The sequence below is a fragment of the Janthinobacterium sp. CG_23.4 genome (assembly GCF_029892305.1).
Lineage (GTDB): Bacteria > Pseudomonadota > Gammaproteobacteria > Burkholderiales > Burkholderiaceae_D > Janthinobacterium > Janthinobacterium lividum_D.
In genome coordinates this window covers 2,733,065-2,754,633 of record NZ_JARXUX010000001.1, presented here as the reverse complement: position 1 = coordinate 2,754,633, position 21,569 = coordinate 2,733,065, and the positions used below count along the sequence as shown (strand labels likewise).

15 protein-coding genes are annotated in these 21,569 nt (G+C 60.9%); 6 read left to right on the top strand and 9 right to left on the bottom strand.

The window, feature by feature from the left end; translation table 11 throughout:
* Positions 1-19: 19 nt before the first annotated feature.
* A complete protein-coding gene (locus H4V96_RS12315) occupies positions 20-625 on the top strand; it encodes a Spy/CpxP family protein refolding chaperone (RefSeq protein ID WP_196857097.1) in 606 nt (201 codons plus the stop codon).
* A 75-nt stretch (positions 626-700) separates the two neighbouring features.
* Positions 701-874, top strand: coding sequence for a hypothetical protein (locus H4V96_RS12310; RefSeq protein WP_280720969.1), 174 nt, complete (start codon positions 701-703; stop codon positions 872-874).
* Here H4V96_RS12310 and H4V96_RS12305 read toward each other — a convergent pair.
* The 5 genes from H4V96_RS12305 to H4V96_RS12285 all read right to left on the bottom strand — a co-directional run bounded on the left by H4V96_RS12305 (position 871) and on the right by H4V96_RS12285 (position 8,373).
* A complete protein-coding gene (locus H4V96_RS12305) occupies positions 871-2,319 on the bottom strand; it encodes a DUF1501 domain-containing protein (RefSeq protein WP_196856898.1) in 1,449 nt (482 codons plus the stop codon). The genes H4V96_RS12310 and H4V96_RS12305 overlap by 4 nt on opposite strands.
* A gap of 9 nt (positions 2,320-2,328) precedes the next feature.
* Positions 2,329-4,113: a DUF1800 domain-containing protein gene (locus tag H4V96_RS12300; protein WP_196856899.1), complete on the bottom strand. Its 1,785-nt coding sequence runs from the start codon at positions 4,111-4,113 to the stop codon at positions 2,329-2,331.
* 474 nt (positions 4,114-4,587) lie between these two features.
* Positions 4,588-6,840: an arginine/lysine/ornithine decarboxylase gene (locus H4V96_RS12295; RefSeq protein ID WP_010398872.1), complete on the bottom strand. Its 2,253-nt coding sequence runs from the start codon at positions 6,838-6,840 to the stop codon at positions 4,588-4,590.
* A gap of 253 nt (positions 6,841-7,093) precedes the next feature.
* The gene (locus tag H4V96_RS12290) at positions 7,094-7,579 is read right to left on the bottom strand and encodes a dihydrofolate reductase (RefSeq protein ID WP_196856900.1); all 486 of its coding nucleotides are present in this window, start codon (positions 7,577-7,579) and stop codon (positions 7,094-7,096) included.
* On the bottom strand, positions 7,576-8,373 hold the full coding sequence (locus H4V96_RS12285; protein WP_196856901.1) for an alpha/beta hydrolase: 798 nt from the start codon (positions 8,371-8,373) through the stop codon (positions 7,576-7,578). The genes H4V96_RS12290 and H4V96_RS12285 overlap by 4 nt, the downstream gene beginning before the upstream one ends.
* A gap of 203 nt (positions 8,374-8,576) precedes the next feature.
* Here H4V96_RS12285 and H4V96_RS12280 point away from each other — a divergent pair, with 203 nt between their 5' ends.
* Entirely contained in the window at positions 8,577-9,152 is a 576-nt protein-coding gene (locus H4V96_RS12280; RefSeq protein WP_010398866.1) for a TerD family protein, read from the top strand.
* 564 nt (positions 9,153-9,716) lie between these two features.
* A complete protein-coding gene (locus H4V96_RS12275; protein WP_196856902.1) occupies positions 9,717-11,993 on the top strand; it encodes a TonB-dependent receptor in 2,277 nt (758 codons plus the stop codon).
* Positions 11,994-12,148: 155 nt separating this feature from the next.
* Here H4V96_RS12275 and H4V96_RS12270 read toward each other — a convergent pair whose 3' ends face one another.
* Positions 12,149-13,123: a thymidylate synthase gene (locus H4V96_RS12270; protein WP_196856903.1), complete on the bottom strand. Its 975-nt coding sequence runs from the start codon at positions 13,121-13,123 to the stop codon at positions 12,149-12,151.
* Between the two features lie 157 nt (positions 13,124-13,280).
* Between H4V96_RS12270 and H4V96_RS12265 the strand changes: the two genes are divergently transcribed.
* Together H4V96_RS12265 and H4V96_RS12260 are read left to right on the top strand one after the other, a co-directional pair.
* Positions 13,281-16,013, top strand: a complete 2,733-nt coding sequence (locus H4V96_RS12265) for an EAL domain-containing protein (RefSeq protein ID WP_196856904.1) — start codon at positions 13,281-13,283, stop codon at positions 16,011-16,013.
* A 220-nt stretch (positions 16,014-16,233) separates the two neighbouring features.
* On the top strand, positions 16,234-17,685 hold the full coding sequence (locus H4V96_RS12260) for an OmpP1/FadL family transporter (protein ID WP_196856905.1): 1,452 nt from the start codon (positions 16,234-16,236) through the stop codon (positions 17,683-17,685).
* Positions 17,686-17,816: 131 nt separating this feature from the next.
* Here H4V96_RS12260 and H4V96_RS12255 read toward each other — a convergent pair whose 3' ends face one another.
* Genes H4V96_RS12255 through H4V96_RS12245 form a run of 3 tightly spaced genes read right to left on the bottom strand, consistent with a single transcriptional unit; the run spans position 17,817 to position 21,502 of the window.
* Positions 17,817-18,917 (bottom strand): beta-eliminating lyase-related protein, encoded by a 1,101-nt coding sequence (locus H4V96_RS12255; protein ID WP_280721186.1) that lies wholly within the window; start codon positions 18,915-18,917, stop codon positions 17,817-17,819.
* 27 nt (positions 18,918-18,944) lie between these two features.
* Positions 18,945-19,619, bottom strand: coding sequence for a leucine efflux protein LeuE (leuE, locus tag H4V96_RS12250; protein ID WP_010398851.1), 675 nt, complete (start codon positions 19,617-19,619; stop codon positions 18,945-18,947).
* The gene (locus H4V96_RS12245) at positions 19,616-21,502 is read right to left on the bottom strand and encodes an ABC transporter transmembrane domain-containing protein (protein ID WP_196856906.1); all 1,887 of its coding nucleotides are present in this window, start codon (positions 21,500-21,502) and stop codon (positions 19,616-19,618) included. The genes leuE and H4V96_RS12245 overlap by 4 nt, the downstream gene beginning before the upstream one ends.
* Between the last annotated feature and the right edge of the window lie 67 nt (positions 21,503-21,569).

The following is a 21,569-nucleotide window of genomic DNA, read 5'->3' as shown; positions in this document are numbered from 1 at the left end:
GCGACGAAAGGAAAGCCCGATGAAACACCTTAGCGTCGCAGTATCCCTGGTGCTGCTGTCCGCTTGCAGCATGCCGCTGCTGGCGCTGGCCCAGCAAGAATCTGCGCCGGATGGCCCGCCGCCAAGCCCCATGCCGGGGCCACCGCCCGGCTTTGGTCCAGACCTGGGTCACGTCCCCATTCACGGCATGCCACGTTTGCCGCCGTTTCTGCATGGCATCGAGTTGAGCGAGGCGCAGCAGGACAAGGTTTTCGCCGCCGCCTACGCCCAGGCGCCCTTGCTGCGGGAACAGGAAACGATCGCTTTCAAGGCCCATGCGCAGCTGCGCGAGCTGGCCGGGTCCAGCGCCTACGACGATGCGAAGGCCGGCGCGCTGGCGAACACGGCTGCACAAGCCATGGGAAAGATCTGCTTGCTGCAGGCGCGGCTGGAGCAGCAATTGCTGGCCGTGCTGACGCCAGAACAGCGCAAGCTCGCTCCGGCTGCCAGGAAGGCGCTTTCGCCACGGGCCACGCACGTCCTGTTTCTGTGCGCCAGCCTGAACCTCGACTTGGCGGGCTTGCCCCATTTGTTGGGGTATGTATGGAATGACATGATCACGGTCTGGCAAGCGAGCTCGAAATGATGCGGCAGGCGACTGAGCGGCAGCAAGTCTTGCGCTGGCACTGGCACGAACACGCATGGCGCCAGCAGCATCAACGTGCTGAAGCAGTCGGGCGTGGTGCGCAGCGATATCCGTGCCAGTTTTAATGGCGCCATGGGCGTGGCGGCGGCCATGTCGCTCACTATTAAGTTACAGTTGCTCAACGCCAGCGGTAGCTGCGCTAGCCTGGCCGGCTACGCCGTCACCCTGAGCCCTGCCGTGAACGGTTAAGTTGCTGTCATGAAACCCAAGTCGCGCCGGCTGAAGTTGCCGATATTCGGGAACACGTCGGCTAGCTGGCTGTCGGCCACGCCGAACCATTGCGCCAGGGTGGCACCGTACTGTTCGACGGAAGTGGTCGGCAGCAGCACGCCGGAGCCGACGTCCAGCGCATGGCCCAGGCCCGTGGCGGGGAAAGTGCCGTAGATGTCGCCGCCCTTGACGGCGCCGCCCACGACAAAGTGGTGGGCACCCCAGCCGTGATCCGTGCCGTCACCGTTGCTGCTGAAGGTGCGGCCGAAGTCCGACGCCGTAAACGTCGTCACCTGGCGCCGCACGTCGGCGCCCTGCAGGGCTGCCAGCGTGGCGTCGAAATACGCGAGCGCGTGCGCCAGGCGCGCCATCAGGTCGCCATGCAGCTCCTTTTGGCGGTCATGCGTGTCGAAGCCGCCCAAGGTCACATAAAACACTTGCCGTTTCGCCCCCAGGGCGCCGCGCCCGCCGATGATGCGCGCCACGGTCTGCAATTGCACGGCCAACTGATTGACGCCGGACGCTCCCGTGTTCGGATTGATGTAGGGTGGCGGATTGGGTACGCCACCCGCGCCGGCCGCCAGCATGGCGCCGCTCAGCACGCTCTGGCTGGAAATGGCGCGCTGTACTGTCGCCACGTGTTCCTGTTCCATCATGTCGTCGCTCGCCGTGCTGATGATGTCACGCAAAGCGGCCTCGCCCTCGGTGGTGCCGAACAGAGAGCCGCTGCCGCCGATATTGCGGATCGGCACGGCGCCCGCCTGTCCCACCTGAAACTGGCGCACCTGTCGCCCGCTGAGGAAGAGGGCATTCGACGCAGCCGAGATGGCCGTAAACGTTGCATTGCCGTTGCCCGTGCCCAGCAGGTCACCCAGGCGTCCGCCCCAGCCCACGCTGGCGCCTTCCGGCAGGCCAGATTGCCAGGTCGATTGCTGGTCGTTATGCGAAAACAACTTCGGCGGCAGCGCCACATTGCCTGCTTTGTATTGCGCCAGTGTCACAGGCTGTATCAGGGTGCCCGCATTGGCGATGATGGCGGCGCGGCCGCCGTCGAACAAGTCTTTCAGGGGGGCTAGGGAGGGGTGCAAGGCAAAGCTGCGTCCCGCTTGCGCCGTGGCGGGCGTGATCGGCAGTACGCCGCCTGTTTCACCGACGCCGGCCAGGTGGATCGAATCGTTACCCCCTGTGTTGCGCAAGCGCAGGTATTCATTCCAGGATGGCGTGTCGGTGGCCAGCACCGTGTTGAAGGCATCGTTGCCGCCGGCCATGAACAGGCACACGAGGGCCTTGTAGCCGTCGGCTGACTGCGCCGCCGCCTGGCCCATGGCTGCCAGGTTGAGGGCGAATGGCGCAGCCGTGCTGCCGGCCAGGCCCAGCATGGAGCCGAGGAAGCGGCGGCGCGAGAAATGGGAGGTGGTCGTCATGTCGCTTCCTTATTTTTGAACCAGGTATTCAGGCGAGGCCATGGCCAGGAAAATGGCCAGGTGCACGCGGTAGGTTTTCGCCGTCGTCACTTGTGCGGCGTTGCTGGCGCTGGCGGCGGGAATGGCGATGCTCGTGACCGCAGCGAGGATCTTGCTGCGCAGCCGGGACGACATATTGCCGGACATTAAAAGCAAGTCGATACGGTCCAGCAAGGCGCCCGGCTCGCTGGCCAGGGCCAGTTCAGCCGTGTAGTCGGCCCGCACGGCGCGGCTTTCCCCCACGCCGCCGCGGATGGCATCTTGCATGAAGTTCAGGTAACCGGTGACGGAAGGCTCCGACGTGATCTGCATTTCCGGCGCCACCAGGCCCGCTGCTGCCAGCGCCGAATTGGGCGGCACGTAGGAGGGGCGGAAGTAGTTGAACACGGACGGCGCATTCATGGGATTCTGGCCCAGCCCCGAGAGTGGATCGCTGAGGTAATAGATGCGGTATTGCAAGGCGGCGTCCTTGGCGTTGAAGGCGCGCATCCAGTTGCCCAAACGCACCAGCGGTTCGCGCAGTTTGCCCGTGCGCAGGGTGCTGCCGGCTGGCGCCAGTGCCTCGGGGTCCAGCAGCACGGCGCGGATCACGGCCTGCATGTCGCCGCGCACGCCCGCACCATTGTTGGCAAAGGCGGCTGCGACCCGGCCCACATAGGCCGGGCTGGGATTGCTGGTGACCAGGCGCTGGATCAGCTGGCGGCCAAAGAAGGGGCCAGCATTCGGGTGGTTGAACAGGGTGTCGAGGGCTAGCGCCATGTCCGCTTCGCCTTCGCCGGCGCCTGCCGCACTCACGCCGAGAAAGTGTTTTTCGCTGGTGGAGTGAAACGCCGCGTAGTTTTGCATCGGTTTCCAGTCGCGATCGGGATCGGCCACGCTGCCATAAAAACGGTTCGCGGCCTGGTCTGGCCCAGCCCAGCTCCAGCCCGTGAATACTTTCGCCAGAGCGCTCACATCGTCGCGCGTATAGGTGTCGATCGGCTTGCCACCAGACAATTTCACTGAGCCATCCGCATTCAGATGGTAGAGGCCGATGGTAAATAATTGCATGACTTCGCGCGCGAAATTTTCGTCGGGCGTGCGCGTGCTCGATTCCTTCTGGTTGCGCAGGTGTGACAGGTACAGCCCCATCATCGGATGCGTGGCCACGCCCTGTAGCAGGGTGCGGAAGTTGCCGAACGCCTGTTGCCCCAGCATATCGTAATAGCTTGCCAGGCCCCGCGTCTGCGGCCACACGGCCTGGCTTTGCGTGGAGACGACGAAGATTTCACTGAGCGCAAAGGCGACGCGCTGGCGCAACTGGTCATCGCCGCGTACCGCCTGCTGCCAGAACGATTCATAGAAATCGGTCGGATTAGCCTTGCTGGCCGCCGCGCCTGCGGCCGGATATTTTGCGTCGATATACTTGCGGTGCAAGGTTTGTGGCTTGGAAAACTGTGTGCGAAACCAAGCCTCGCTATCGCTGGCGGCCAGCGCCTCGATGGCCGCCATGTCCGGCCCGAACGTGGCGCGGCCCAGGAAGCGCGATGCTTGCGGGCGCGTAAATGTGCTCGTCTGTTTGCTTGGGGGTGTGCTCAGGGGTGGCGGTGCCGTGGTGTTGCCCGGCGTTGTGCCGGGGACAGTGCTTGCTGGCGGCACGACCGAAATGTCCGGATTGCGGGCAGTATCGGACTGGCTGTCGCCGCCACCGCCACAGGCCGTAAGTACGGTCAGCGATGCGATGGCCAGTAAGTGGCGTAAGGTACGGTAAGTCATTAGTTTCCCTAGGGCAATAAAAATATGACCTGCTAATTGTAGGGCTTGCTTACCGGAATCCGCGTCCAAATAACTGTTTGCGTGTTGATCACATGAATTTTTAAGGTGCTTTTAGATGAATTTGATGCATTTTTCAGGTTTTTAAGCCGAAGTTTATTTTTTAAAAATGAAAAATATTTTTTATGCATAGGCTGTACTGTGGCGTATAAGCGACGTAATCATTTCCGCCAATTAAGCTTGTTCGAAAACTCATCTTGAGAGGGAAAATCACTGCATCGGAAACGATGGTTGTTACGCTATCGGCGAAATGCCGTTCGCCATGCCGTCGCCACGCGCGCATGAGTCGCCCATCCCGGATGCCTGCTATCGTCGCGGTTTGATCTGGCACCAGCGTGTGCGCTGGCCTGCAATGCAAAACGCCGCCTGATTTGCATCAGGCGGCGTCATGTAGGCAGCGGTGCTCCTAGCGCATCGTTACTGGCGGACGCAGTCGACGAAGTAACCACGCTTGCCATCGACTTCGCGTTTCACGAGGCCATGCACATCCGTCTCGAAGCCGGGGAAGCGCTCGTTGAAGTCGCGTGCGAAGCGCAGGTAGTCGACGATGGTCTTGTTGAAGCGCTCACCCGGGATCAGCAGTGGAATGCCCGGTGGATACGGCGTCAGCAGGATGGAGGTGATACGCCCTTCGAGGTCGTCGATGGCGACGCGCTCGATTTCGCGGTGCGCCATCTTGGCGAACGCGTCCGACGGTTTCATGGCCGGGATCATGTCCGACAAATACATTTCCGTCGTCAAGCGCGCCACATCGTAGGCCTTGTAGAAATCGTGGATTTGCTGGCACAGGTCGCGCAAGCCCATTTTTTCGTAGCGTGGGTTGGCCGCCGCAAATTCCGGCAAGATGCGCCACATCGGCTGGTTCTTGTCGTAGTCGTCCTTGAATTGCTGCAAGGCCGTCAGCAAAGTATTCCAGCGGCCCTTGGTGATGCCGATGGTAAACATGATGAAGAACGAGTACAGGCCACATTTTTCAATGATGACGCCGTGCTCGGCCAGGTATTTGGTGACGATGGACGCAGGAATACCCGTCTCGCCAAACTGGCCGTCCAGCGACAGGCCCGGGTTGACGATGGTCGCCTTGATCGGGTCGAGCATGTTGAAGCCGGGGGCGAGGTCGCCGAAGCCGTGCCAGTCATCCTCGGCGCGTATCATCCAGTCTTCCTGCTGGCCCATGCCTTCGTCGTTGAATTTTTCCGGACCCCAGACCTGGAACCACCAGTCCTGACCCCATTCCTGGTCGATCTTTTTCATGGCGCGGCGGAAATCGAGCGCTTCCATGATCGATTCTTCCACCAGCGCGGTGCCGCCCGGCGCTTCCATCATGGCAGCGGCCACGTCGCAGGAGGCGATAATCGAGTATTGCGGCGAGGTCGAGGTGTGCATCAGGTAGGCCTCGTTGAAGGCATCCCGGTCCAGTTTGACCGTGTCCGATTCGCGCACGAGGATTTGCGAGGCTTGCGACAGGCCAGCGAGCAATTTGTGCGTCGACTGGGTCGAGAAGATCATCGATTCCTTGGCCCGCGGACGGTCCTTGCCGATGGCGTGCATATTTTTGTAGAAATCGTGGAAGGTGGCGTGCGGCAGCCATGCTTCATCGAAGTGCAGGGTGTCGATCTTGCCATCGAGCATTTCGCGCAGGGTTTCCACGTTGTAGATCACGCCATCGTAAGTCGATTGGGTGATGGTCAAAATACGTGGTTTCTTGTTCTTCGCTTCGCGCGCGAACGGATTCGCTTCGATCTTGCGGGCAATGCTTTCCGGCGTGAATTCAGCCAGCGGGATAGGGCCGATGATGCCCAGGTGATTGCGCGTCGGCATCAGGAACACGGGAATGGCGCCGCACATGATGATCGAGTGCAAGATGGACTTGTGGCAGTTGCGGTCAACGACGACGATGTCGCCCGGCGCCACGGTCGAGTGCCACACCATTTTGTTCGAGGTCGACGTGCCATTGGTCACAAAGTAACAATGGTCGGCATTGAAGATGCGCGCCGCATTGCGCTCCGAGGCGGCGACTGGGCCCGTATGGTCGAGCAGCTGGCCCAGCTCTTCGACGGCGTTGCAGACGTCGGCGCGCAGCATGTTTTCACCGAAGAACTGGTGGAACATTTGGCCGATCGGCGACTTCAGGAATGCCACGCCGCCCGAGTGGCCGGGGCAGTGCCATGAGTAGGAGCCGTCGTTGGCGTAGTGCACCAGCGCACGGAAGAACGGCGGCGACAGGCCGTCGAGGTAGGATTTCGCTTCACGGATGATGTGGCGCGCGACGAATTCCGGCGTGTCTTCGAACATGTGGATGAAACCATGCAGTTCGCGCAAGATATCGTTGGGGATATGGCGCGAGGTGCGCGTTTCGCCATACAGATAAATCGGGATATCGGCGTTCTTGTAGCGGATTTCTTCGACGAAGGCGCGCAGGGACTTCAGTGCGTGGTCGGTTTCTTCGACGGAACCGGCACCGAACTCTTCATCGTCGATCGACAGCACGAAGGCCGACGCGCGCGACTGTTGTTGGGCAAATTGCGACAAATCGCCGTAACTGGTCACGCCCAGCACTTCCATGCCTTCTTTTTCCATTGCGGCGGCAAGGGCGCGAATACCCAGGCCGGACGTATTTTCAGAACGGAAATCCTCGTCAATGATGACGATAGGGAAACGAAATTTCATGCATGTCTCCAAAAAAGCAAGCCGCCCCTGACGTAATCGAGGGGCGGACTAGGGCGCGACGGTCAGGCGGTCGTGAAACCCGGCAGCCGCATAAAAAAAATAAGAACGGGATTCTCGCAGAAATGCGGCGTCTGCGGGAAAAAAATATGGTCTCAAAACATCACGAAAGAGCGCCAGCGTGACGCAACGGTGTGACAGGGGTATTACAGCAACGTTTTGCCCACGCAATTATCAACGTTACAGCCCAACCTTATCAGGCTTTGCGTTGCAGTGTGACAAAGGCGTAAGGCAGGCCAGATTTCTCCGAAACCTGCGATACACGCGCTGTTTCTTGCCAAACGGCATGCTCAATGGCGGGAAAAAACGCGTCGCAGTCAAATGTCTGGCCGATTTCCGTGATGATCACACGCTGTGTCAGCGGTAATGCTTGCTTGTAAATCTCGGCGCCGCCGATGACATAGCCTTCTGCGCCGTCGAGCAGGGCGATGGCCTCTTCCAGCGACGCCGCCGTTTCCACGCCTTCATGGCGCCACTGCGCATTGCGCGTAATGACGATGTTGCGGCGGTTTGGCAGCGGGCGGCCGATGGAATCGAAGGTCTTGCGGCCCATGAGGATGGGGTGGCCAGTCGTCATGCGCTTGAAGTGCGCCAGGTCTTCCGGTAATGTCCACGGCAAGGTGTTGTCGATGCCGATGCCGCCTTGCTGGTCGGTGGCGACGATGATGGTCAAATGGCTCATTGGTTCTGTGAAAGTGGTGGGGGCATGGCCCGATGCACGACATTATCCTTTAAATTGTCTGTCGCCTCCAGATGCGCGCGCAGGGCGGCGGCCAGCGCGCGCGGCGCCTCCAGCGGGATCATGTGACCGGTGTCGTCACTGAGCATGTGCAGGGTCGCTTGCGGCAGGCGAGTCGCCATGGCGCGCAAGTCGTCGGCAGGGACCAGCTGATCGTCTTCTGCGCCCACGATCAGCACGGGACAATCGAGCTCCGGCAAGCGCGCCATCAGGTCCGGGCGGGCTATGGTGGTGATAAATTGCGCCAGCAGCACCTCCTTGCCCAGGTCCAGTCCCATCTGTAAGATCAGGTCAGTGATGCTGGCGTCGTGCAAGTGTGACGGGTGCAGCAGTTCGCGCAGGCGCTGGCGCGTGATGCCCGTATAGGCGTTGCGTTCGAGCATGGCGACGATGCGCTGGCGCGCGCTCATTTCGGTCGGCTGCAAACCTTTGGCCGAATTGGCGATCAAAGTGAGGGACTTGATGCACTGCGGGTGCGCCAGCGCATGTTCGAGCGCCAGGTAGGCGCCCAGCGAAAAACCCAGCAGATGCACTGGTGAAGTGCAGTGCCTGGCTATCATCGATTGCATCTGCGCGCGCGTACGCGCCTGATGCAAGGGCAGGTGCTGCAGATGAAAGGCGTCGCCCAGGGCAGGGACCAGGCGCGACCACAGGCGTTCATCGCACAAGGTGCCGGGAATGCAAACGAGTCGCGTGCTGCCTTCAGGCAAGTCCAAGCCAGGGGTCGTATCGCTCATGGTGATGAAAATTTTTGTCGAGCAGTATTATCCGTCATTTTGCTCATCCGGGAGGCGGTACAGTCTTTTCTTGTGGCATTATTTTCAATAGTACGCGACTGACAAGCAGGCACTTTATGGTAGGCTCATAGCGCATCAAGCCGGAGTGCCGGCGAAATGACTTGTAGCACCGAATGCAACCCACTAATTGAAAAGGAATTAACATGGCGATCAGTTTGCAAAAAGGCGGCAATGTCAACCTGAGCAAGGAAGCTCCTGGCTTGAAGAAAATCGTGATTGGCCTTGGCTGGGACCCGCGCGCCACCGATGGCGCCGCTTTTGACCTGGACGGCAGCGCCTTTCTGCTGAAAACGGATGGCAAGGCGCGTTCCGATGCTGATTTCATTTTTTACAACAACCTGAAGTCGCAGGATGGTTCCATCGTCCACGCGGGTGACAACACCACGGGCGGCGGCGATGGCGACGACGAGAAAATCGCCGTCGACCTGGCCAGCGTGCCAGCCGACATCGACAAGATCGCCGTGGCCGTCACGATTCACGACGCCGAAGCCCGCAAGCAGAACTTCGGCATGGTGGGCAAGGCTTTCATCCGTTGCCTCAATGGCGACAACGGCGCGGAAATTGCCCGCTACGACCTGTCGGAAGATGGTTCGACAGAAGCGGCCATGATTTTCGGCGAAATCTACCGCGCTGGCAGCGAGTGGAAATTCAAGGCCATCGGCCAGGGTTTCAAGGGCGGCCTGGGCCCGCTGGCACGCTCTTTCGGGATCAACGCCTAAAACAGCGGTCAAAACCTGCTGTCGTGGCGATTTTCGGCCGCCGATGCTCACTGCCTCGGCGGCCCAGACCAGGCACAGCTGCGCGCCTCGTCCATAACTCGCTGCCGCTCGCTATGGTTTTTTCAACGCATCTGTACATGCGTACTGCCTTCGGACGACGCGCCTTGCCCTGCGCCCTGGTCCGAGGCTCCCACTGCTGAATAAATAATCCCATGGAAAACCTGGACTCGGCTCAGCGCTTGCCGCTGTCATCGAGCGCCCGCTCGTCACCGCCCACGACTTGTATGTCGGTTTGCCCGTTGAACACGGTGATGCGCAGCGGGGAGATTTATCGATGACTGAGTTTCTGCGCTGGCTGACACTGGCGCGCGGCCATGGCTTGGTGCGCTAGCGTACGGTTGATCGAATGAGCTTGTGCGGCTACAAGTGGAAGAGATTTGTAAATTGAAGTAAAAACAAGGCCTGGCATTTGCTTTGGCTGCGCTAATCGTGGCATGCTTTAAAAGTGCTCTCTCGCTGTAGTGTAGAGCCTCATCCTTAGCGTGACGATTATTTTTAAGCCAAATGCATACAAACCTTTTCCACTGTCTGGCGGGCGCCAGCCTGCTAGTCGCCGGCAGCGCCGTCCAAGCGCAAACTGTCACCAGCGACGCCATCGTCAAGCCGGTGCCGGCCAAGGCGCCTGCCATTGACGCTTCTCCTTCCGTCAGCGTGACGGCCGAGCGTCCCACCGGGCGCATCGACCGGCAAGTCTACGACGTCAAGTCCGACGTGGGCAGCAGCAATGGCACGGCGGCCGATGCCTTGAGTAATGTGCCGTCGGTGGCCGTGAGTGCCGATGGTTCCGTATCCTTGCGCGGCAGCAGCAATGTGCAGATATTGATCGATGGCAAGCCCTCGGCCATGCTGCAGGGCGATGCGCGCGGCGCTACCCTGAACGCCATGGCAGCTGACGATATCGAATCGGTGGAAGTGATTAACAATCCCGGCGCGCAGTTCGGCAATGAGGCTGGAGGGGGGCCGATCTTGAACCTGGTGATGCGACGTAACCGCAAGCCGGGCGGCTTTGCTAGCGTGAATGCGAATGCGGGTATCGCTGGACGCTATAACGGCGGCGTGTCTGGCAGCTACAACGACGGTCCCTGGGGCTACCAGGGCGGCGTCTATGTGCGCCACGACGGCCGCAACTCTGTCGGCGAGGTCAGCCGTGAGCGCCTGGACCGCCTGGTGCCCGGTATGGGCGCTTTTGCCCCCAGCAGCCAGCATTCCACCAGCAATGGCTTGAATGACTCGCTGGGCTTGCACGGCAGCGTCAATTACAACCTCAATACGCAAGATACCCTGGCCGCCAGCGTGTCGTATAACGGGCGCGGCAACGACCAGCGTTCGCTCGACCGCTACATCAATGGCGACAGCACGGGCAGCCGCATCGGTGACTATGTGCGCAGCACCGTGCGCAATGGCGACAGCCGCAACTACAGCTGGGGGGCGCGCTACGACCATAAGGGCGAATTGCCAGGTGAAACCCTGAAAATCGACTTGCGCGTATCGTCGTCGGCCAACGAGAGCGACAGCGATTACGTCAATACCTACACGCTCGCGCCCGTGCATGCCTTCGACAGCCGCGCGCGCCAGCACAGCGATACGGGCAACCGCATCGTCGACTTCAGCGGCGACTATGAGCGTCCACTGGCGGGCGGCACGGCTAAGCTGGGCTATAAAGTGGCCGATAACCAGAGCAGCTTCGACACCCTGTACACCAACATCAACCCCACTAGCCTGGTGGAAACGCTCAATCCCATGCGCAGCAACCGTTTCGAGCTCGACGAGCGCACTGTCGCGCTGTACGGTTCCTACCAGATGCGCCTGAGCGAGCGCTGGGGCGCCTTGGCCGGTTTGCGCGCCGAATACACGGACTTGCACGTGCGCCAGATCACCGGTGGCATCGAGGCCAGCAACAATTACGTCAACTATATTCCCAGCCTGTTTGCTACCTACAAGGTCAGTGACGAGAGCAATGTCCGCTTCAGCTATGCGCACCGCCTGCGCCGCCCGAGCGCCGGCGACCTGAACCCTTACGTGGTTTACCGTGACGAGTTCAATGTCTCGACCGGCAATCCCAAGCTCAAACCCACGCAGACCGATGCCTTCGAGATCGGCTATGAAACCAAGCTCTTAGGCCTGGAAAGCAGCTTGCGCGCCTACCACCGGCGCGACACGGACGCTATCGTTGATTACCGCTATTTTATTAGCGACAACGTGCTGCTGACGACGCGCGAAAACGGCGAGGGCAGCCATTCGAGTGGCCTGGAGTTCAGCGTCAGCGGCAAGCTGACCCCGGCCCTGACGCTGAACACGAGCGGCAACCTGGCGCGCAGCGAGCAAACCAGCTCAGACGACCTGGGCAACCGCAGCACGCGCACGGCGAATGCCCTGAGTGGCCGCGCACGCCTCAATTACCAGATCAATCCGGCTAACCAGCTGCAATTAGCCCTACAAATGCAAGGAAAAACGCTCTCGGGTCAGGGCTACCGCTCGCCGAACAATACCTTGAACCTGAGTCTGCGCCACACGGTGACGCCACAACTGAGCCTGGTCATGAACGTGACCGATGTGTTTAGCAGCAACAAGATGGAAACCATCATCAACAGCGCTTCCTTGCGCGAGACAAGCACGCGCCGCTTCGATGGGCGCATGCTGTATGTGGGGCTGTCGTATCGCCTCGGCGGCGCGACGTCGGCAGCAAAAGAGGGTGAGCGCGAACCGCGTTTTGGTCCGCCGGGCGGACGCGGACCGGGTGGCGCAGGTGGTGCTGGTGGCCCGGGTGCAGAGCCGGGCTAGGTCGCTGGCGCGATGTGCTGCCGGAAGTCGATGAAACCGTGCGCATGTCGATCATGCACGCGTCGCCGTGAACGGCAGCGTTGATCGGACGAACTCGCTGCCCTGTCGTTGGTCAAACGGCTGGCGCTGCATCGCTGCCAGCTGTTTGACCGGCATCAGACGGCCATCGCCGCCTTGATGGGCGCATGGTGTTCATAGCCTTCCAGCGAGAAATCCGACGGTTCGATTTTTTCCAGCCATTGCGGCTCGTACTTGCCCGTCTTGGCATAGTCGGGCACGCGGTCGGAAATGACAAAGCGCGGCGCCGGGAATGGCGTGCGCTTCAATTGTTCTTCCACCATGTCGAGGTGGTTTTCATAGATGTGCGCGTCGCCGATGAAGTAGGTGAACCAGCGCGGCGTGTAGCCCGTCAGGCGTGCCACCAGGTGCAGCAGGGCTGCGCCTTCGGCGATGTTGAAGGGCGTGCCCAGGCCGATATCGTTGCTGCGTACATATAAACATAGCGATATCTCGCGCGTGCTGGCGTTCGGGATGAACTGGTACAGCAAGTGGCAGGCGGGCAGGGCGACGGCATCGAGCACGGCCGGGTTCCAGCCGTGGAACAGGATGCGCCGGCTGCCCGGGTTCGTCATGATGGTGTCGAGGCACTCGCGCAACTGGTCTACTGCCTTGTACAGCAATACTTTTTGCACGCCAGCGTCGACGATGGGGGCGATGAGCGTAAAGCCGTTCTTTTGCGCATCGGCAATTTGTGCCGGCTGGTCGGCAGCGAGCAGTTTGTAGGCGGGCCATGACCGCCATTGCACACCATACACGGGACCCAAGTCATCCTCGCCTGCGCGGTAGGGATTGGCTAGCCATTGCGCATTTTCGTTGGCGTTCTGGTCCCATACTTTGCAGCCCAGCGCGCGGAACTGTGCCGCGTTGCGCGAGGCGCGCAGGAAGGCGCACAATTCGCCGATCACGGATTTGAAAGCCAGTTTCTTGGTCGTCACGGCAGGGAAGTTGCCGTTGGCCAAGTCGAAACGCATCATGGCGCCCGGCACGCTGAGGGTGCGGATGCCCGTGCGGTTGTCTTGCCAGCTGCCCGTTTCGAGCACGGTCTTGATCAAATCTTGATATTGCTGCATGTATTTCTCCAACGGTAAGGGTACTGATTGTAACGCAGGCACGACAGGTGGGCTGTCGTCAGCACACATAAATACGCTACCGTTACACCTGCACACATGACTTTGTGGTAATTTGTGTGTCCTTAAAGAAATACATAGAAACGACAGATGCTGCACCATGTTCTTGCGACAATTTGTAAATAACAATAATAACGGCGCCATGGTGGAGATGAGCAGGGCTGATTTTCTCAAGGCTAACTTGCGCCTGATCCTGGCTTGGCCCTTGCTTGGGCTGGTCTTGTGCGCGGTGTTGTGGACGGCCACCTTGCTGCAGTTGGAAGCGGAAAAGAAGGTGGCGCAGCAGCAGGCGCTCGAGAGCGTGTCTTCCTTGTCGAAAGCATATGGCCAGTATCTGTTGCGCACTCTGGAACAGATGGAGCAGCTGACCCTGCAGCTCAAGTATGAGTGGGAGCATTCGCACGGTCAGCTGCGTCTCGACCAATTGAAGACGCGGGGCATGTATGCCTTGCCGCAATTTGCCATCGTTGCCATCCTCGACCGCAAGGGTCATGCCGTGACGACCACGGCGCCGCTGCAGCGGCTGCGGGTCAACGAGCGCAGCGATATCCTGCTGCGCCACTGGCGCAGCAATTCCAGCGCGCTGCGCATCGCGCTGGGGCGCGCCAGCGTAGCGGCTGCCGCAGCATCGGGCGCCGATGAAAGCCTGGTGCACTTCACGCGCCGGCTGGAAGACGAGGATGGTAATTTTGACGGCGTATTGCTCATTTCCATTCATTCCAGCTATTTTTCCGAATTCTACAACAGTGTCAATTTCGGCAAGTTCGGCATGTCCGCCGTGGTGGGCGAGGAGGGCGAGCTGTTCAGCACGCGCCTCGGTTCGCGCGTCTTGCCCATGCAGAGCGGCCACGGCAGGCCGTTTCTCGATACCAGCTTCCTGGAAACGGAGAGCGGCGCCATGCATTCGGGCGGCAGGATCGCTTTTTCCGACCAGCAAAGCCGCTATGTAGGCTGGCAGGCGCTGAAAGCCTATCCGTTTACGGCCGTGGTCGGACTGTCGGACGGCGAACTGCTGCACCCCTACGAGGAAACGCGCACCATTTATATCGGCATCGCCCTGGCCGTCAGCGTGCTGCTGCTGGCCTTTGCCGCCGTCGCCACCGTGTTGTCGCTGCGCCTGGCATGGCGTCATCACCAGTCCGAAGGCGTGCGCAACGCTTATCGCATGGCTACCGAAGGCACCAGCGACGGCTTTTACATCATTGCCGCCCTGCGCGGCGAGGACAGCAACATCCTCGATTTCGAGATCGTCGATTGCAACGAGCCGGGCGCCGGCTACTTCGGCGTGCGCCGCGAGCAGTTGCTGGGCATGCGCTTGCAGTCGCGCGCCCACGAGCCGTATTTCCGCGACCTGATGCAGCATTACCGTGCCGCCATGCAGTCCGGTTTTTCCGAGGAAGAGATCGAATTGCCGGAAGGTAATCCCTTCAGTTTGCGCTGGATACGCCGGCGCCTGGTGCGTAGCGGCGACCGTCTGGCAGTGACCCTGCAAGACATCAGTACTGCCAAGGAGCATGAGCGCGACTTGCGCCGTCTGGCCAATGAAGATGGTTTGACGGGTTTGCCCAACCGCTATTGGCTGCAGCAATTCCTGCCCGGCGCCCTGGGGCGCGCTGCCATCGCGCAGCAGATGCTGGCGCTACTGTTCATCGATCTCGACGGTTTCAAGGATATCAACGACACGCAGGGCCACGCCGAAGGCGACAAGGTGTTACGTGCCGCGTCGCTGCGCCTGAAGGCCGTGTTGCGGCCGGGCGACCATGTGGTCCGCCTGGGCGGTGACGAATTCGTCGTCGTGCTCGATCCGGTGGAAGACGATAGCCGTGCCGAACAGGTGGCGCAGCGCATCGCCCTGGCCTTTGACGAACCGTTTTACCAAGGCAGCGAACGCCACAAGATGGGCGCCTCGATCGGCATCAGCCTGTACCCGCGCGATGGCGCCGAAACGGAAGTGCTGCTGAAGAACGCCGATATTGCCATGTACGCCGTGAAAGGGGCAGGCAAGGGCCATTACCGCTTCTTCCAGCCGGAATTGTACGAGACCATCCGCAACCGCCGCGAGCTGGAGCAAAGCCTGGTGGTGGCCCTGGAGCAGGATCAGTTCCTCGTCGTCTACCAGCCGCGCGTCGACGCCTTCAGCGGCGAGCTGTGCAGCATGGAGGCGCTGGTGCGCTGGCATCATCCGCAGCATGGCATGGTGCCGCCGCTGGAATTTATTCCCGTGGCCGAGAGCAGCGGCCTGATTTCGCAGCTGGGCGAAGTTGTCATCGAAAAAGTATGCCTGCAAATGGCGCGCTGGCAGGCCAGCGGGCTGGAACTGGTGCCCGTCTCCATCAACGTCTCGGCGCGCCAGTTCGGCCGTGGCGATGTGCACCAGGTGCTGGCGTCTGCGCTGACGCGCTACAGCATCGATGCACGGCTGATCGAGGTGGAAATCACGGAATCGGCCATGATGGATGAACAGAATCGCGCCGTGGAGCAACTGTCAGCCATCCGCGCCCTGGGCGTGCGGCTGCTGGTCGACGATTTCGGCACCGGCTATTCTTCGTTGTCGCAGTTGCAGAAGTTCGCCATGGATGGCTTGAAGATTGACCGCGCCTTCACCATGGAGCTGGGCCGTTCGGAGCAGGGCGAGGTCTTTGTGCGCGCCATCTTGTCGATGGCGCATGCGCTGGGCATGAGCGTGGTGGCCGAAGGGGTGGAGACGCGCGAGCAACTCGACATCCTGCGTGCGCTGCAGTGTAACGAAGTGCAAGGCTATTTCATTTCGCGCCCCGTGCCGGCAGAGCAAATGCTGGCGCTGATGCAGCAGCGCTTTCTGATACCGCGATAAGCGCCCATGCCAGCCCCTTGCAGAGCGCGATTGGCGAGGAAAATATCGCTCCGCCACAAAAAAGACCGAACGTTCGCTTTTTTCTAAAAAATATTATATGCTTCGCGCATGCCGTCAGTGAGGCAATTCGCGGCGGCAAGAAAAGTGCAAGGCGGGACAGCTTGAAATGTCCCGAATAGTGCGCCGAAGAAAATTACACATATATAATAAAGAGACTAACTTGAAACATAAATATCTGCCCCTTCTGATCGTTGCCGCGTTCGCCGGCATCTCCTCTACCGCTCAAGCATCGGGCTACCGTTTTGGTTCGCAAAGCGTTGCCGCCCAAGGCACGGCCGATGCCAGCGGCGCCGAAGCGGGCGACGCATCGACTATTTTCTACAACCCGGCCGGCCTGTCGCGCCTGGAAGGTACGCAGTTCGTTGGCGGCGGCACCATCGTGGTCCCGCATTCGACCTACCAGGATATGGGTTCGAAGGCGTTTTACCCATCCGCTGCACGTGCGCCATTTGCCGCTACCAAGGACTACGCCCCGGACGCGGTGGTTGCGCCAGCGCTGTATGCCAGCAAGAAAATCAATGAGCAGTGGACTGTCGGTGCCGGCCTGTTCGTGCCCTACGGCGCCAAGCTCGACTATGGCAATGACTGGTACGGCCGCTATGCGATCACCCACATCAAGCTCGAAGCCATTGCGCTCAATCCTTCCGTATCGTTCAAACTGGATCAGCACCACGCGTTTGGCTTCGGCATCACGGCCGAATACATGAAGGCGGAACTGGGCCAGGGCGTGGATGTACCCGGTTCGGTTGCTTACTTGCATGACAAAGCGCCAGCAGCATCGAAGGCTTTCTTAGATTCCATCGGCATGACGCAGGGGCAGGCTGCCAAGGACGCTGCGGGTTTGGCATTGCAAGGCGCCAAGGATGGCCATGCCTCCATGAATGGTCACGACTGGGGCTTTGGCTTCAACCTGGGCTATCTGTACCAGATGAATGAAGGCACGCGTTTCGGTATTTCCTACCGTTCATCGATTTCGCACAAGCTCAAAGGCATCACTATCTGGGATTTCTCGCAAGTGTCGAATAATGCTGCAGTGAATGCTTTCGTTGCCAAGGCATCGCGCAAGGCCAACTCAGAAGCGCTGGTGGAATTGCGTACGCCGGAAACCGTATCGGTCAACGCCTTCCACCAGATGGATGATCGTTGGGCCTTGATGGGCGACGTCACCTGGACCCGCACTTCGCGCCTGCAGAACCTGGACATCCAGTTCCCGCCGACGGCCGAAGGCGTCGAGCGTATCCGCCAAAACTGGAAAGACACTTACCGCGTCTCGCTGGGCAGCAACTACAAGTACAGCGAGAGCCTGATGCTGCGCGCCGGTATCGCCCACGATCAGGCACCGGTGCGCAGCGCCGAGCTGCGCCACCCGGCTTTGCCCGACAGCGACCGCATGCAGTACTCGATCGGTGCGAACTGGAAGCTGAACGCCAATTCTTCGATCGACCTGGCCTACAGCTACATCGACTTCAAGGATGCGCCGATGAACTACAAGAACGACTGCACGCCGGTGTCGCCAATCACCGCTGCTTGCACCGGCAACGGTGAAACCACCAAGGGCCTGTTCAAGACCCGCATGCAGTTGATCGGTCTCGCTTATAACTACAAGTTCTAAGCAGGTAGTGGCGGCCAATCCGGCCACCATGAAATGAAAAAAGCGCCTCAGGGCGCTTTTTTTTGGGAACGACAGTGGTGGTGTCGGGTTACGCGCTGCGCGCTAACCCGACCTACCCCAACCTGCGCCTGTCATTCAATTGCTGCCTGCTTGCGCATGCCCTGGTCCAGCAAGGTCAAGGCCAGCCGCACGGTGTCGTCTGGCAGTTCCAGCAACTGATCGCCCACATACCATTCCACCACGCTGTGCCCGGGCAGGGCGCCGTGGCTGGCGCGCCCGAAGAGCCAGATGCCGTGCTTTTCGGCTACCTGGTTGCGGATGGCGATGGCCCGCTCGCGCGAGACGGGCAAATGCAGGTGCAGCATGTTGGCCTGCGGCTGGGCAGGGTTGACGGCAATCGCCGGATAGTCGCGCAGCAGCGCGTACAGCCACTGCGTGCGTTCGAAATAGTGCGGCATGGCGGCAATGCGCGCGTCGAACTGCATGGCCGCTGCCACCACGTAGGGGGTGCGATGCACGACGTTGCCGCCCTGGCGGTGGAACCAGGCACGCGCGCGTTCGACAAACGCGTCACTGCCGGCCAGCATGGCGCCACCGAGGCCGCCGATGCCCTTGTACAGCGAGACATACACAGAATCGAAGCCGTCGCAGATGGTGGACAAGGGCTGGCCAAAACCGGCTTGCGCTTCCCACAGGCGCGCGCCATCCATGTGCAGATGGATGTTGTGCTCGCGGCAGTGGCGCTTGATGTCGTTCAAATCTTTCCAGGCAGGGCACTGGCCGCCGATTTCGCGCATCGGCAATTCGACCTGCGCAGCGCCCAGCGCATCGGGCACGGCGCGCAAGTCGTCCACCGTCCATGGGCGGTGCGGGTCGCCCAGCATCAAACCCTTGAAGTGTTCGAGCAAGGCGTGGTTGCCGCGCTCGTGGCGCAAGATATGCGAAGTGGGATGCAGCGCCACCAGCGAGGAACCCCGGTCCTGGCACGCCAGGCGCAGAGCCGTCACCTGCGTCATGGTGCCCGTAATGCAGAACACGGCCGCTTCGAAGCCGAGCAGGCTGGCGATCTTTTTTTCGAACTGTTCGATCAGCGCGCCGTCGCCATAGGTATCGTGCGCGATGTCGTTGGCGTCGCACCAGGCGGCCATGGCGGCAAAGGTGGCCGCCGGCGAAGGCTGGCGGTGGCCAGGCAGGACGCTGTGGCAACGCTGGCGCAGTTCAATCTCGGTCAAGGCGGTCACGCTAAATCTCCAGTGCAGTTAAAGTGTGGCGGTGGCCAGTTTCGCGCCGAAGCCGATGAACATGGCGCCCACGCCACCGCCCATGCCGGCCGACAGGCGGCGACGGCGGCGGAAGGTCTCGGCCAGGCGCGCGCCGACGAAGATGATGGCCGTCAGATAGGTAAAACTGATCACCTGGCAAGTCATGCCCAGGCCGATGAAGGACAGCACGGGATTCGGGAATGCCGGGTCGACGAACTGGATGAAAAACGAGATGAAGAACAAAATGGCCTTCGGGTTCATCAGGCTGATGATCAAGGCCTTGCGAAATGGCGCGCTTTCCTTGACGGGGGCAGGTGCTGCCGCCGTTTCTCCGTCGGCGGGGGCGGGCGTGCGCAGCTTGCGCCAGCAAGCTATCAACATCTGCAGGCCGATCCAGCCCAGGTAGGCCGCACCGATGTATTTCACGACATAAAACAGCGCTGGGCTCGCTTTCAGCAGCGAGGCCACGCCGCAGGCTGACAGCACCATCAATATCAGGTCGCCGGCGAAGATGCCGAAGGCGCCCTGGTAGGCTGGCCGCACGCCGCGTTGGGCGGCGACCGACAGCACATACATGGAGTTGGGGCCGGGCAGGATGACGATGAAGATGGTTCCCAGGAAAAAGGTCCAGAAATCGGTGATGCCCAGGTTGGCGTGGAAAAGTGCGTTCATGATGCAATTGCTTCTGCTGGGGTGAGCTGGACGTGATGGAATTGCAGGGCCGCTAAATTGGCGTACACGCCTTTCATGGCGACCAGTGACGCATGCGTGCCCGTCTCGACGATCTTGCCGTCTTCCATGACGATGATGCGGTCGGCCCGCTGCACGGTGGCCAGGCGGTGCGCGATGATGACGGTGGTGCGGCCCACCATGGCAGCTTCCAGCGCCTTTTGCACCAGGCGTTCCGATTCTGCGTCCAGCGCGCTCGTCGCTTCGTCGAGCAGCAGCAGCGGCGGGTTTTTCAGCAGGGCGCGGGCGATGGCGATGCGCTGGCGCTGGCCACCGGACAGGCGCACGCCGCGTTCGCCGAGGAATGATTTATAGCCATTCGGCAGGCGTTCGATGAATTCGTGGGCGGCCGCCATTTTCGCAGCAGCGATGACTTCCTCGTCGCTGGCGCCGGCGCGGCCGTAGCGGATGTTTTCCATGGCGTCGGCCGAGAAGATCACCGTATCTTGCGGCACGATGCCGATGGCGTCGCGCAGGGTATGCAGGTCGAGTTGCTTGATGTCGACGCCATCGAGGCGGATGCTGCCGCTTTGCGGGTCATAGAAGCGCAGGAATAGCTGGAACAGGGTGGTCTTGCCGGCGCCGGAAGGACCGACCACTGCCACCGTTTCGCCAGCGCCGATGTCGAGGCTGACATGATCGAGTGCGTGGGTGTCCGGCCGCGACGGGTACGAGAACATGACATCGTCCAGCGACAGCGCGGCGCCAGTGGCGGCGCGTGCGGGCAGCGGCAGCGGCGTGACCGGGGATTCGATTTCCGATTTGACGGCCATCAGCTCCAGCAGGCGCTCGGTGGCGCCGGCGGCGCGCTGCGCTTCGCCCATCACCTCCGACAATGCGCCGATGGCACCGGCCACGATGGACGCGTACAGGATGAATTGGCCCAGATCGCCACCCGTCATCGACCCTTCCAGCACGGCGCGCGCGCCCAGCCACAGCACGAAGACGATGGCGCCAAAGACGAGCAGGATGGCGATCATGGTCAAGAGAGCGCGCGCGCGGATGCGCCGCATGGCCGTCATGAAGGCGCCTTCGACGGAGTCGCCAAAGCGTTTCGATTCGATTTTCTCGTGCGTGAACGCCTGCACGGTGGGCATGGCATTGAGGATTTCGCCAGCCATGGCCGAAGCGTCGGCGATGCGGTCCTGCGAATCGCGCGACAGCTTGCGCACGCGACGGCCAAATACGATGATGGGCACGACGACGAGGATCAGCAAGCCGATGATGATGCCGGCCAGCTTGGCGCTGGTGACGAACAGCATCACCAGGCCGCCCAGGAACAGTAGCACATTGCGCAGCGCCATGGAGATGCTGGTGCCGACTACGGCCTGTATCAATGTCGTGTCGGTGGTGATGCGCGACAGCACTTCGCCGGTCTGCGTGGTTTCAAAAAATTTCGGGCTTTGCGTGACGACGTGGCGGTACACGGCGCTGCGGATGTCGGCCGTGACCCGTTCACCCAGCCACGATACTGTATAAAAGCGCGCGGCCGTGGCCAGCGCCAGGATGGACGCCACGCCGAACAGCGCGAGGAATACCAGGTCGACGTGCTGTATGCTTTTCGAGCCGGCCGCGCCGCCGAAGCCCAGGTCGATCATCTGCTTGAACGCGGCCGGGATGGCCAGGGTGGAGGCGGCTGCCACCACCAGTGCGATACCGGCGAGGAAGAACTGCTTGCGGTACGGCTTCAGGAAGGGCATCAAGCCCTTGAAGGCGGCCAGGCTGCCCTTTTTGAGTTCGCGGCTGCTGCCGGTATCAGGGGCGGTGGCGGGGGTGGGGCTTGCTGCGGTGCTGCTGGTATTGCCTGTATCTGTGCTCGTTGTCATTGTTTTCCGCTTGGTAGGTACTGTATCCGGTATTGATTGCTTATTATGTATTGTGTATTATTAATTA

Bases quoted from the DNA above. Each gene is read 5' to 3' on its own strand.
- H4V96_RS12315 (WP_196857097.1), top strand. From the start codon at position 20: ATGAAACACCTTAGCGTCGCAGTATCCCTGGTGCTGCTGTCCGCTTGC.
- H4V96_RS12305 (WP_196856898.1), bottom strand. From the start codon at position 2,319: ATGACGACCACCTCCCATTTCTCGCGCCGCCGCTTCCTCGGCTCCATG.
- H4V96_RS12300 (WP_196856899.1), bottom strand. From the start codon at position 4,113: ATGACTTACCGTACCTTACGCCACTTACTGGCCATCGCATCGCTGACC.
- H4V96_RS12295 (WP_010398872.1), bottom strand. From the start codon at position 6,840: ATGAAATTTCGTTTCCCTATCGTCATCATTGACGAGGATTTCCGTTCT.
- H4V96_RS12290 (WP_196856900.1), bottom strand. From the start codon at position 7,579: ATGAGCCATTTGACCATCATCGTCGCCACCGACCAGCAAGGCGGCATC.
- H4V96_RS12285 (WP_196856901.1), bottom strand. From the start codon at position 8,373: ATGAGCGATACGACCCCTGGCTTGGACTTGCCTGAAGGCAGCACGCGA.
- H4V96_RS12280 (WP_010398866.1), top strand. From the start codon at position 8,577: ATGGCGATCAGTTTGCAAAAAGGCGGCAATGTCAACCTGAGCAAGGAA.
- H4V96_RS12275 (WP_196856902.1), top strand. From the start codon at position 9,717: ATGCATACAAACCTTTTCCACTGTCTGGCGGGCGCCAGCCTGCTAGTC.
- H4V96_RS12270 (WP_196856903.1), bottom strand. From the start codon at position 13,123: ATGCAGCAATATCAAGATTTGATCAAGACCGTGCTCGAAACGGGCAGC.
- H4V96_RS12265 (WP_196856904.1), top strand. From the start codon at position 13,281: ATGTTCTTGCGACAATTTGTAAATAACAATAATAACGGCGCCATGGTG.
- leuE (WP_010398851.1), bottom strand. From the start codon at position 19,619: ATGAACGCACTTTTCCACGCCAACCTGGGCATCACCGATTTCTGGACC.
- H4V96_RS12245 (WP_196856906.1), bottom strand. From the start codon at position 21,502: ATGACAACGAGCACAGATACAGGCAATACCAGCAGCACCGCAGCAAGC.